Source organism: uncultured Veillonella sp. (assembly GCF_963551295.1).
Taxonomy (GTDB): Bacteria; Bacillota; Negativicutes; order Veillonellales; family Veillonellaceae; genus Veillonella.
In genome coordinates, this window is sequence record NZ_CAUVFT010000008.1 from 44,580 (window position 1) to 56,244 (window position 11,665).

General features: G+C 39.4%; 12 protein-coding genes and 3 tRNA genes. All 15 read left to right on the plus strand.

Annotation, left to right across the window (positions count from 1 at the left end; all coding sequences use genetic code 11):
* Nucleotides 1–4 precede the first annotated feature (4 nt).
* The 15 genes from RYO55_RS03455 (at nt 5) to RYO55_RS03525 (ending at nt 11,330) form a co-directional block, all read left to right on the plus strand.
* Nucleotides 5–349: a YkvA family protein gene (locus tag RYO55_RS03455; protein WP_012863982.1), complete on the plus strand. Its 345-nt coding sequence runs from the start codon at nt 5–7 to the stop codon at nt 347–349.
* A 116-nt stretch (nt 350–465) separates the two neighbouring features.
* On the plus strand, nt 466–885 hold the full coding sequence (locus tag RYO55_RS03460) for a thioesterase family protein (protein ID WP_308521580.1): 420 nt from the start codon (nt 466–468) through the stop codon (nt 883–885).
* Nucleotides 878–1,681, plus strand: a complete 804-nt coding sequence (gene murI / locus RYO55_RS03465) for a glutamate racemase (protein WP_314984203.1) — start codon at nt 878–880, stop codon at nt 1,679–1,681. Before RYO55_RS03460 ends, murI begins: the two co-directional genes overlap by 8 nt.
* A gap of 12 nt (nt 1,682–1,693) precedes the next feature.
* Nucleotides 1,694–2,233 carry a hypothetical protein gene (locus RYO55_RS03470; protein WP_314984204.1) on the plus strand — a complete coding sequence of 180 codons (540 nt, stop codon included), beginning with the start codon at nt 1,694–1,696 and terminating at the stop codon, nt 2,231–2,233.
* Nucleotides 2,234–2,245: 12 nt separating this feature from the next.
* On the plus strand, nt 2,246–2,896 hold the full coding sequence (locus RYO55_RS03475) for a coenzyme F420-0:L-glutamate ligase (RefSeq protein ID WP_004693597.1): 651 nt from the start codon (nt 2,246–2,248) through the stop codon (nt 2,894–2,896).
* Nucleotides 2,897–3,084: 188 nt separating this feature from the next.
* Nucleotides 3,085–4,797, plus strand: coding sequence for a hydantoinase/oxoprolinase family protein (locus tag RYO55_RS03480; RefSeq protein ID WP_314984206.1), 1,713 nt, complete (start codon nt 3,085–3,087; stop codon nt 4,795–4,797).
* The gene (locus RYO55_RS03485; protein WP_314984207.1) at nt 4,787–6,205 is read left to right on the plus strand and encodes a histone deacetylase; all 1,419 of its coding nucleotides are present in this window, start codon (nt 4,787–4,789) and stop codon (nt 6,203–6,205) included. The genes RYO55_RS03480 and RYO55_RS03485 overlap by 11 nt, the downstream gene beginning before the upstream one ends.
* Nucleotides 6,206–6,368: 163 nt before the next feature.
* Complete coding sequence (gene rph, locus RYO55_RS03490) at nt 6,369–7,124, plus strand: ribonuclease PH (RefSeq protein WP_314984209.1); 756 nt, start codon at nt 6,369–6,371, stop codon at nt 7,122–7,124.
* 1 nt (nt 7,125) lies between these two features.
* Nucleotides 7,126–7,701, plus strand: coding sequence for an XTP/dITP diphosphatase (locus RYO55_RS03495; protein WP_270279149.1), 576 nt, complete (start codon nt 7,126–7,128; stop codon nt 7,699–7,701).
* 66 nt (nt 7,702–7,767) lie between these two features.
* Nucleotides 7,768–8,265 carry a metallophosphoesterase gene (locus RYO55_RS03500; RefSeq protein ID WP_270279148.1) on the plus strand — a complete coding sequence of 166 codons (498 nt, stop codon included), beginning with the start codon at nt 7,768–7,770 and terminating at the stop codon, nt 8,263–8,265.
* 77 nt (nt 8,266–8,342) lie between these two features.
* The gene (speD, locus tag RYO55_RS03505) at nt 8,343–9,125 is read left to right on the plus strand and encodes an adenosylmethionine decarboxylase (protein WP_279007971.1); all 783 of its coding nucleotides are present in this window, start codon (nt 8,343–8,345) and stop codon (nt 9,123–9,125) included.
* Between the two features lie 288 nt (nt 9,126–9,413).
* Nucleotides 9,414–10,619 (plus strand): NADP-dependent malic enzyme, encoded by a 1,206-nt coding sequence (locus RYO55_RS03510; protein WP_119562146.1) that lies wholly within the window; start codon nt 9,414–9,416, stop codon nt 10,617–10,619.
* A 369-nt stretch (nt 10,620–10,988) separates the two neighbouring features.
* Nucleotides 10,989–11,065: transfer RNA gene (locus tag RYO55_RS03515), tRNA-Pro, on the plus strand.
* Between the two features lie 9 nt (nt 11,066–11,074).
* Nucleotides 11,075–11,148: transfer RNA gene (locus RYO55_RS03520), tRNA-Gly, on the plus strand.
* Nucleotides 11,149–11,253: 105 nt separating this feature from the next.
* Nucleotides 11,254–11,330: transfer RNA gene (locus RYO55_RS03525), tRNA-Arg, on the plus strand.
* Nucleotides 11,331–11,665 lie beyond the last annotated feature (335 nt).

The following is an 11,665-nucleotide window of genomic DNA, read 5'->3' on the forward strand; positions in this document are numbered from 1 at the left end:
TACTATGAATCCATTTAAGATTATTAAATATGGTAAGTATTTTAGCGAATCAAGATTTTTAGGGTTTCTTGGTCGATATGGTAAGAAACTTGCCTTTGTACAACAAGCAGTAACCTTGTTCCTTTGTTTTCGTGACAAGGACACTCCCAAATATGTAAAAGCGGTCATTGCAGGTGCCTTAGGATATTTGGTATTACCTATTGATATTGTACCGGATACGATTGCCGTATTAGGTTGGGTAGATGATGTGGCAGTACTCGGATTAGCCTTTAAGATTGCGAATCGTTATATCAAAACGAGTCATCAAGAAGAGGCAAAAAAATTCTTTCCATTTGGTAGCAGTCGCTAACTTTTACCATTTTAGGCAGTTTGATCCACAGTGATTGAACTGCCTTTATTTATTTGACACACTAAAGTAATAGATATAGAATAAAAATTGTATACTATTTAAAAAGGACAAAATTTATGCATATTGCTTCAGTAAAAGTACGATTTTATGAAACTGATATGATGGGGATTGCTCACCATAGTAATCATTTTAGATGGTTTGAAATGGCGCGCATTGAATTCCTTCGTAAGATCGGTGTCACTTTGTGGGATATGATGAATGAGGATATTGTATTCCCCATCATGAATGTATCTTGCAATTATAAAGAACCTGCGAATTTCGATGATGAACTTCACATCGAAACGTATTTGGTTAAGATGACGCGGGCTCAAATGGTGTTTCGCTATCGCATGCGCCGTGCTAGTGATGGTGCAATACTTGCCACGGGGGAAACTAAGAATGCCTTTATGTCAAAATTAACAGGAAAAATTGTGCGATTAGACGATACTTTTTACCTGCCTATGTTAGCAGCTGTTGAGGAGATGCCGCATGAGTAATGTACAACAATTGCCTATCGGTGTATTTGACTCTGGTGTAGGCGGACTATCTGTGTTAAAGGTATTACAAGAACAATTTCCTAACGAAGATTTTATCTATATCGGTGATAATGCGAATAATCCTGTAGGTAATCGCAGTGATGATGAAATCACTTATTTAGCGTGCCGTATTGCGGAGACGCTAGAAAAGCAGCCTGTTAAGTTGATGGTGATTGCTTGTAACACCTTCACCGTTGTGGCTCTTGATGCGGTACGTGAACTTGTATCTGTGCCAGTTATTGGTGTATCACAAGGTGTAAAAACAGCTATTAATAAAAGTAAAAGCAAGACTATCGGTATTATGGCGACCGTGGCCACTGTAAATAGTCATATTCATAAGCATGTGGCTTTAGAAGTTGATCACGAGGTTTTTGTTTGGGAACAACCTTGTCCAGAGTTGGCGGGGCTTATTGAACAAGGTCATTTAGATGATTACTTTGTTCGTGAAGTATGCAAGGATTATTTAGAACCTTTATTATCTCGAGAAATTGAGGTTGTTGTTTTGGGCTGTACTCATTTCCCATTTGTACAACCTTTACTAGAGGAACTAACATCGTGTCGCATTCAGTTCATTGATCCTGCTTTTGAAACAAGTGAATTGGTTCGTCACAGACTAGAGAGTAAAAATCTTTTCAATCCTCAAGATACTGTAGGCACCGTGACATTGTATTTTACAAAGGATGTCGAACTTGGTGATACGTTGAGTGAATCCTTCCTTGATACAAGCCGTCGTACCATTGAACATATTACATTATAAAGGAGATACCCTATGTGGTTTTATAACATCCTCAGTGCAGTAATAGCTATTATTGTGGTTGTTGCAGCTCTGTACTTATTATTCCGTTTGTTTGTGTTGAAACAAGGTAATGAAAATATTGTCTTATTAGCGAAACGGGCAACGAACTTCCAAGTATCTGATCGTAATTTTGAGTCCATTACCTTGTTTTGCGACATACCATTTGTCAATAAAGGTCGTCAATTGGGTACTATTATGGACTTATTCCCACGTTCATTATTGCCAGAAGAACATTTTGATGCAGTTAAAGTAAATGCTTGGGCTATGGATATTAATCGTCCACGTCAAGATGGATATTTTGAAGCTATAATTATCAAACCACGCAAAGGTGGCACAATTCGTGTATATGTTACATTAACAGGTAAAACTGGCAATATTCGTGAAGATATTAAGGGCTTCCCTTATATGGATATCGACATTTACTATCAAATCGTAGGTCGGACAGACTTTCATATCGATAAACAGCGTATTCGTTTGACTGCTGAAGAAGTTCAAGCAGCAATGGTTCAATAAGGAGGCATAACAATGGCAGAATTAGAGTTAGTATGTGTGCCAACACGTATTCTTACAGATAATGATGACATCGTTGATGCTATCGTTGAATTTGGCGGACATAATATTGGACCTGAAGATATCGTATGCGTTGCTGAATCTGTAGTAGCAATTACGCAAGGTCGTTTTACACGTCCTGAAGAGCTAAATGTGTGCTGGCAAGCTCGTTTAATTAATCGTTTTATCCATCCAGATGGCTCCATGGCATCTATTTATGGGATGCAATCGGCTATGAATTTGGATGGTAAATGGAAGGTATTAGGTGCTTTTATTTTAGGCGCTATTGCTAAAATTTTCCGTAAACCTGGTGTATTCTATGCAATTGCTCGTGCTGCATCCTTAACAGATGATGTAACAGGGACTATGCCTCCATTTGATAAGCACATTGTATTTGGTCCAAAAGATCCAGATAAAGTGGCTGAGAAAATTGTATCTCGCACAGGTTGTTATGGTGCCGTTGTAGCTGACGTTAATGATTTAAAACGTTCTGCTATTCTAGGCACAAGTCGCGGCATTGATGCTAAAAAAATTGCACAATTGTTGATCGATAATCCATTTGGTAATGATAGCCAAATGACTCCGATTGTTATCATCAAAAATTACGCATCTGTATCTGGTAAATAACAGAAGGCTGTACTCATCACATAGAGATGGGTACAGCTTTTTTATATAATGAGCCTGAATATGGACTATACGCAGGTTTGAATAGGGATTGCATATTAGATCAGAGAATATATGCTAGCTTAAATGGAGTTTTCTTTACTTCGTTTTGAGTTTGTATGGATTCTTTATTAATGCTAAAAGGAGGTTATATGTTACTAGGGTTAGACGTAGGTGGAACTTTTACCGATGCTGTTATCATTGATGGTCATCGTGTAGTGGCAACTGCCAAAAGGCGGACTACAAAGGATAATCTAATGAATGGTATAGGTGAGGCCTTAGATGCGGTTTTGGAGGGCTATGATACATCAAATATTGAACAAGTAACCTTATCTACTACTGTGGTGACGAATACCATCGTAGAAGAGAAGGAGCAAGTAGTAGATCTCTATGTGATTACAGGTCCAGGCCGTAATGTAGATGATATATTCCCCGTGGAACCTATATATCTTCAAGGTTATACAGATCATAGAGGTATCGTTGTAGAGCGAACGCCTTCTAATGAGGTGCGTGATATATCCCGTATGGTTCAATCTCGAAGTGGTACTGATTTGGCGGCTATATCTGCGAAATTTGGAGTTCGTAATCCACAAGAAGAACTATCTATAGGAGAGGAGTTAAAAGATACATATGCTACGATTTCTAATGGCAGTTTGTTAAGCGGTTCTTTAAATTTCCCTCGACGTACTATTAGCGCTTATTTTAATAGTGCCGTAACACCCGTATTTACGGTGTTCAAGAAAAATGTCGAAGAGGCCCTTAATATACGTCATATTACGGCACCGCTTCATATTTTGAAGGCTGATGGTGGTTCTTTACCTATGGAACATATGGTAAGTAGACCTGTGGAGACTGCATTTACGGGGCCTGCTGCTACAGTTCTTGGACTATCGGCTCTCGGTGTTATTGGTAAAAAGCATACTGTTGCTCTAGATATTGGAGGTACCACAACAGATATCTCTCTTTGGAAATATGGTAAACCGTTGATGACAAAAAGTGGAGTGTCCATACGTGAATATCCAAGTGCGGTGAGATCCTTTGCCGTTACTTCCGTCGGTATTGGTGGGGAATCTGTAGTTCGCCTTAAAAATGGTAATCTTACCGTAGGTCCTGAACGAGTGGGACCATCGGTGGCTCTAGGTGGTGTGGAACCTACATTAGGGGACGCACTCATCGTGCTCGGTCATGCAAACTATGGTGACTTTAATCTGGCATCACGAGCTTTACAAGATTTAGCGGATGCTATACAGGCTACATTACGATCTAATAATGTAAATACCTCAAATAATCAATTAACTCTTATTAAGACTGCCTCTGATGTAGCACGACTAATCGTAGAAAAAGCGTTGCAAACGATTCAATATGGTATTAACGAGGTCGTAAAAGTAGAAAATAAACGACCTATTTATGTGGTAGCAGATATTGTAAATCCTGATGTTTTTGTGCCTGAACATATTGTTGTAGTGGGGGGCACAGCGCCAAGTTTAGGTCCGAGTATCGGGGAGTATCTAGAGTTACCTGTTACGATTCCTGAGAATGCTGCTGTAGCAAATGCTATAGGCGCTGCACTAGCTTTATCTACCATCGAACTCACTGTTCATGTAGACACAAAACGTCGGTTGCTAGTCATTCCTGAATTAGGTATTAAACAACAAAACTGTACTTTGAAACGAGCGGAACAAGTTGTGGAACGAGCAAAAGAAGCTCTTAGTGAAGAGGCTTTACGTTTAGGTTTAGATACGGCGCAAGAGATAGAGGTCATTAGCATTGAGGATTTCCCTGTAGTAGAGGGCTGGCAATCTATGGAGCGTTTAATTACTGTGAAAGTACAACTGGCGGCGGGGGTGAAACACTATGTGGAATAAAGGACTATCCTATCGAGAGCGTCATGGTATTCTAAATATGAATACTAAACAGGATGAGGCTACGAGCTCTACTATTGATAAAGCTAAATATCATCACAGTTTAGGCCTTGTCTTTTTCCCTGCTTTTGATTGGAAAATTTCTGAAACACATCCTGAACGACAAGAGCGTTTACTTTATACGCGTGATCAAATCGTAGAGGAAGGTCTGTTAGATATACCGAATATTAGAGAATATAATCCCATAGTAGCTGATTGGGATACAATAGAGCAGGTTCATGTTGGTGCTCCAGATTTAGAGTCTTGGGTGACTGAAGCTCATCGGGTATCTGCTGGAGGTGCTATTGCGGCAGCTGATGCAGTCATGCGCGGTGAAGTAGACCGTGCTTTTTCGTTAGTAAGACCACCAGGTCACCACGCAATGGCTATGGTTCATGGTATTCGTGGCTTCTGTACGATTAATATTGAAGCCGTTATGATTCAACACATGCGCCAAACCTATGGACTCAAACGCGTTGCCGTAGTAGATACTGATGTACATCACGGTGATGGCACTCAAGATGTGTTTTACCACGATCCAGATACCTTATATATTAGCTTTCACCAAGATGGACGAACCCTCTATCCAGGAACAGGTTTTATGGATGAATTTGGAGGTCCTCAGGCTATCGGTGGTAATATAGATATTCCGCTGCCTCCGGGCACAGGTGACGAAGGCTTGATGAAGGTCATGCGTGAGCTGGTATTGCCTATTCTTGAAGAGTTTAATCCAGATATCGTCATTAACTCGGCAGGACAAGATAATCACTTTAGTGATCCGTTGGCTAATATGCAGGTAACTGCGAAGGGCTATGCGGAATTAGTCGATTTGTTACAAGCAGATATAGCTGTACTTGAAGGAGGCTATTCCGTACAAGAAGCGTTGCCATATGTAAATACGGGTATCATTTTATCCATGGCAGGCCTCGATTACAGCAAAGTCGTAGAACCTGCCTTTGATTCTGTTAAATACAAACAGAGTCAAAATGTAACTAGTTACATAGATGATTTAATCGTTAAGTGGAAGATACAATGGGCTAACCGTCATAAGATGGCCGAAGACGAGCGCGTAGGTGCAGGGGATGTTTGGTCTAATCATTATAACGTGTACTACGATGAAACAGGCGTACAAGAGGAGCGCCTTGAAAAGGTGCGCATGTATAAAAACAAGGTAGGCTGGCATAGCGTGCTCTCGCGAGGACAATACGGACCGTATGGGCCGCAAAGTGTATATGCTATGTTTATACCTTGGCAAGCAGATGAAGGGACGCGTAAAGATGCTATTGTAGAAGCAAAACGAGCCAAAGTAGAAGGGGGAGCAAGCCGTTACGTTGTGGTAGATCCACTTGGTGACGGACAATATGAACTATAATGTTAATCTCCGTAAATGATAACGCCAGTTATCATCTTAGAATCGCAAAGTACAATATGATTTGTAATACTGAAAAATAGAAAAAATATGATATAATATAAGAAATAACGCCCCTTTGTGTAAGGGGCGTTCTAATATTTAGTTTTAGAATGGTGAGGTTCCTATGCGCAGCGATAATAGAACAGCGGGTCAATTGCGACCTATTAAAATAACACGGAATTTTACAGAGTATGCAGAAGGATCTGTACTTATTGAGTGTGGTAAGACCAAAGTTATCTGTACGGCTACTGTTGAGGATTCTGTGCCACGCTGGTTAAAAGGTTCTGGGCAAGGATGGGTAACTGCGGAATACTCATTATTGCCACGTTCTACGCAAACTCGCGTGAGCCGTGAGGCTGCAAAGGGAAAACAAACAGGACGGACTGTAGAAATTCAACGTCTTATCGGTCGTGCATTGCGTGCTGTCGTAGACCTTGAAGCTTTAGGCGAACGCTCTATTACTATCGACTGCGACGTTATCCAAGCGGATGGCGGTACGCGTACAGCATCTATTACGGGTGCTTTTGTAGCCCTCGTTGATGCGGTAGACTTCACCTTTGGCGGAGCAGGAAAATTTCCAATTACTGATTTTTGTGCAGCCATCTCTGTAGGTATTGGTCCAGAAGGTCCTATTACGGACCTTTGCTATGAAGAGGACAGTGCAGCCATCGTAGATATGAATGTAGTCCGTACCGGTTCTGGCAATATGGTTGAAGTGCAAGGTACAGGTGAACACGGTACATTTAACCGTGATGAACTCAATGCTTTACTTGATTTAGCAGAGACTGCTACAGATGAGCTCATGGCTAAACAACGTGAAGTGCTTGGTGCGACAGCAGATAAAGTAGGTAAAGCGTATCCTACAGTTCCGGAGGTGTAAGATGGAACAAATTGTACTTGCTACAGGCAATAAAGGAAAAATTCGTGAGTTCTCCGAGGCTTTCTCCCATTTATCTATCGATTGTGTACCTGTAAAAGCTGTGATTTCCATTGAGGAGCCTGAGGAAACTGGTACAACCTTTATGGAAAATGCTTTGTTGAAGGCTCGCTACTATGCAAAGGCTACGAATCGCCCATGTCTTGCTGATGACTCTGGCATTACGGTTGATGTCCTCAATGGTGCACCAGGTGTATATTCTGCGCGTTATGCAGGTCGCCATGGTGATGACAATGCAAACAACGAGAAGTTAATTCGTGAACTACAAGGGAAAAGTAACCGTACAGGTCATTATGTATGTGCTTTAGCACTTGTATACCCTGGTGGTCGAGAAGTGACGGCTGAAGGCTATTGCGATGGACTCGTTCAAGATGAGCCAAAAGGGGAAAATGGCTTTGGCTATGATCCGTACTTCTATGTGCCTAAGTTTAAAAAGACGATGGCAGAGCTTAGTATAGAAGAGAAGGAAACGATTAGTCATCGTGGCCGTGCACTACGTGAATTGATTAACAAGCTTTGATATTTTTGAACTATATGTTATAGTTCATATAAATATATAATATAGTGGCATTAGAGATTAAATACAATGAAACGAATTGGCATTTTAAGTGATACTCATGGGTATCTAGAGGATATCGACCTCGTATTGGAGGCTACTGCCGATCAAGATATCGATATGTGGCTTCATGCTGGTGATTTTGGCGATGATGCACGCTATATGCAGGAACATACGGATATTCCTGTTTATGCGGTGCGTGGCAATAACGATCGTGTGCAACCGCTTGAACCACGAGAGCAATTGATTCCTCTTGAAGATACCTATATTTACATGACTCATGGTCATGAGGTATCATATTATAATCGAATACAAAAACTGATTGAGTTAGGAACTGACATGGGTGCGCGACTCATCGTGTCCGGTCATAGCCATCATCATGGGGAGGTTCGTGCCCGTGATGCGGTATTTGTAAATCCTGGCAGTATTTCTTTGGCTCGTGATCGCTCCGGTGGCACCTTTGCCATCGTTACCTACGATAATGGACAGTTTAATGTAGAGTTTGTGTACAAACAAGATATTGTTTAGTTATATGGTGAAAGCTTCGTTTGCGAAACTTTCAAAAGGAATAGTAAGTCTATGCATGGAAAGGGTTATGACATATCATGGATACACCAGTTAAAGCAAAGCCTAAAATAAAATTATATGGTTTTAATAATCTCACCAAGACATTGAGTTTTAATATTTATGATATTTGTTATACTCGTACGGAAGAAGAGAAAAAACAATACATTCAGTACATTGATGAAGTATATAATGCAGATCGTTTAACAGCTATTTTGACGGAAGTCAGCCGTATTATCGGTGCTAACATCCTTAACGTAGCGAAACAAGATTACGATCCACAAGGCGCATCTGTTACGATTTTGATTTCTGAAGAGGAAATTGAAAAAGAAGATGTAGTTATGCATCTAGATAAATCGCATCTTACTGTACATACTTATCCTGAAAGCCATCCGCACAAAGGGATTAGTACATTCCGTGCCGACATTGAAGTTTCTACATGTGGACAAATCTCACCGCTAAATGCACTTAATTACTTAATTCAAAGTTTTGACTCTGATATTCTTACCTTGGATTATCATGTACGTGGCTTTACTCGTGATGTATCTGGTAAGAAAATTTATATCGATCATCGCATCAATTCTATTCAAAACTACATTAGTGCGAAAACTCGCAATATGTACAACATGATTGATGTAAATGTATATCAAGAAAATATTTTCCATACAAAGATGATGTTAAAAGAATTTGATTTAGATAATTATCTCTTTGGCATCACTGAGTCTGAGTTGAGCGATCGTGAAATCAAGCAAATTAAACATCAATTAAAACAAGAAATGATGGAAATCTTCTATGGACGCAATTTGCCATCTGTAAAAGCTTAAAGACCGCTTTTATAACATTGGGGTGACAGCTTTTACCGTATAATACGAAGATAGATTTGAAGTAGATAAGCCTTATATGGTTTATCTACTTTTTTATAATTTACTTTATTACTATTAGAGCTTAATCTTTATTACTACTGGAGCTTAATGATAGTAGTTTTTAAAAATTTCGAAAAACTATATCGAAAAAACTTGAATTATGATTTAGCATTTTGTATAATACAATTAGTTAAAGGTATAAATTACCGACTCTAAAGAGTCCGAGTGTATCCACAAAGGAGAATTGTTATGGACGTACGTGAATTAGCTGTACAAAAAAAACGTGAATTAAAAGGTTTCCTTACTGTAGGAACTAAATATGAATTAAAAGACGCTCATGATTTATCTGTAGCTTACACACCAGGTGTAGCAGAACCATGTTTGCGTATTAAAGATAATGAAGCAGAATCCTTCGAATTAACTTGCCGTTCCAACATGGTTGCCGTTGTATCTGACGGTACTCGTGTACTTGGTCTTGGTGATATTGGCGCTGCTGCGGCATTGCCTGTAATGGAAGGTAAATCCTTATTGTTCAAAAAATTCGGTGATGTAGACTGCATTCCATTGGTTGTAGATACAAAAGATGCTGATACATTGATCAATACAGTAAAATTATTGCAAAAAAACTTTGCTGGTATTAATTTAGAAGATATTTCCTCTCCTAAATGCTATGAAGTTGAAAATCGTTTGAAAGCAGAGTTAGAAATCCCTGTATTCCATGATGACCAACACGGTACTGCAATTGCATGTTTAGCTGGTGTAAAAGGCGCTCTTCGTTTAGTTAAAAAAGATTTAGCTACTGCTAAAATCGTTGTAAACGGTGCTGGTGCTGCTGGTGCAAACATTGCTCGCTTGTTGTACCTTGCAGGTGCTCGTGATATCACATTGTTGGTATCCTCTGGCGTATTGCATAAAGACTACAAACGTCTTGATTCTTTACAAGCTGAATTAATCGATTTACTTAAACTTGAAGAAAAACATGGCGATTTGGCTGAAAATGCTAAAGGTGCTGATATTCTTCTTGGTGTATCTGCAGCAGGTGCTTTCACAAAAGAAATTTTGGAAAACTTGGCTGACGATGCAATCGTATTTGCAATGGCTAACCCTAATCCAGAAGCAACATATGCTGATATGAAAGCTGCTGGTATCCGTGTTGCTGGTACAGGTCGTTCTGACGCTCCTAACCAAATCAACAACGTAGCAGTATTCCCAGGCGTATTCCGCGGTGCTATCGATGTTCGTGCGTCTCAAATCACTGACGAAATGAAATTAGCTGCTGCTGACGCTTTGGCTCACTTGATTCCTGATAGCGAATTGAACGAAGAAAATGTTATGCCATCCGTATTCGATCCTCGCGTAGCTCCAGCTGTTGCTAAAGCAGTTGCTGAAGTTGCTGTAAAACAAGGTATCGCAAAAAATCCTCAAGCAGTAGAAGATGGTAGCTACGAAGGTTAATCTATTTGCTTTACTAGCATTTTAAAATCTTATATAACTATAGAACAATACAACATGCACCTCGAAAGGGGTGCATGTTTTTATATATTTGCTTAAGTTATACTTAACCTTAACTTATAACTATTTGGTTGATTGATCTATGTATTAAAATGGTATAGAGGGCATACTTGGTAAAGAGGTAAGGATAGATATATATTATTGTATAAGTTTAAAAAAGTTAATGAAGTTCTAAAAAAGTACTTGTCACTACTTTCTATCAATGATATAATTATTTTCGTTGCAGAGCGATACTCGAGAGAGTAAGAACTCAGCAAGAGTAGTGGTTGACATCAACTACCGGGTTTGCTATAATAGCAAAGTAATTAATGACGGGGCATAGCGCAGTTTGGTAGCGCACCTGGCTTGGGACCAGGGGGTCGCAGGTTCGAATCCTGCTGCTCCGACCATTTTTATTTGCGGGTGTAGCTCAATGGTAGAGCCCCAGCCTTCCAAGCTGGTCGCGAGGGTTCGATTCCCTTCACCCGCTCCATTTTTTTTTGCCTTTTTTAGGGTATACAAAGATATGGTGTAGTTGACGATACATAGTACATAATTTATACTATAATAGATAATTCCATATATAGGTAATCCACATGGTTCAGTAGCTCAGTTGGATAGAGCAACGGCCTTCTAAGCCGTGGGTCGGGGGTTCGAATCCCTCCTGGATCACCAAAGAAAAAAGCGGATAGTTCGTAATGAGCTATCCGCTTTTTGTTGCGTTTTTTGCATAGTTACTCGTAAATAAGTTGTAAAAAAGATAAATTACCTTTAAAAATGAATAAGATTTCATAAATTAGTACATAGATGAGTAAAAAAATGTACTTTTAAAGTAGTAAAAATATAAAAATATCTAAAATGATGTTGTAAATACTGCGTTCTCGTATGATGAGAATGCATGAATAGGAAATGAAATTTGCTTGATTGTTATATTGAAAATTTCATATAATATAGATATTACGGTTAATTATAAGCTTTCATAGGTGAGTATGAAGTTTTATAAATGGATG

What these genes read in the sequence shown, in the direction of transcription:
- RYO55_RS03470 (WP_314984204.1), top strand. Translation starts at nt 1,694, where the DNA reads ATGTGGTTTTATAACATCCTCAGTGCAGTAATAGCTATTATTGTGGTT.
- speD (WP_279007971.1), top strand. Translation starts at nt 8,343, where the DNA reads ATGGATACACCAGTTAAAGCAAAGCCTAAAATAAAATTATATGGTTTT.
- RYO55_RS03500 (WP_270279148.1), top strand. Translation starts at nt 7,768, where the DNA reads ATGAAACGAATTGGCATTTTAAGTGATACTCATGGGTATCTAGAGGAT.
- RYO55_RS03480 (WP_314984206.1), top strand. Translation starts at nt 3,085, where the DNA reads ATGTTACTAGGGTTAGACGTAGGTGGAACTTTTACCGATGCTGTTATC.
- RYO55_RS03510 (WP_119562146.1), top strand. Translation starts at nt 9,414, where the DNA reads ATGGACGTACGTGAATTAGCTGTACAAAAAAAACGTGAATTAAAAGGT.
- RYO55_RS03455 (WP_012863982.1), top strand. Translation starts at nt 5, where the DNA reads ATGAATCCATTTAAGATTATTAAATATGGTAAGTATTTTAGCGAATCA.
- murI (WP_314984203.1), top strand. Translation starts at nt 878, where the DNA reads ATGAGTAATGTACAACAATTGCCTATCGGTGTATTTGACTCTGGTGTA.
- RYO55_RS03460 (WP_308521580.1), top strand. Translation starts at nt 466, where the DNA reads ATGCATATTGCTTCAGTAAAAGTACGATTTTATGAAACTGATATGATG.
- RYO55_RS03475 (WP_004693597.1), top strand. Translation starts at nt 2,246, where the DNA reads ATGGCAGAATTAGAGTTAGTATGTGTGCCAACACGTATTCTTACAGAT.
- rph (WP_314984209.1), top strand. Translation starts at nt 6,369, where the DNA reads ATGCGCAGCGATAATAGAACAGCGGGTCAATTGCGACCTATTAAAATA.
- RYO55_RS03495 (WP_270279149.1), top strand. Translation starts at nt 7,126, where the DNA reads ATGGAACAAATTGTACTTGCTACAGGCAATAAAGGAAAAATTCGTGAG.
- RYO55_RS03485 (WP_314984207.1), top strand. Translation starts at nt 4,787, where the DNA reads ATGTGGAATAAAGGACTATCCTATCGAGAGCGTCATGGTATTCTAAAT.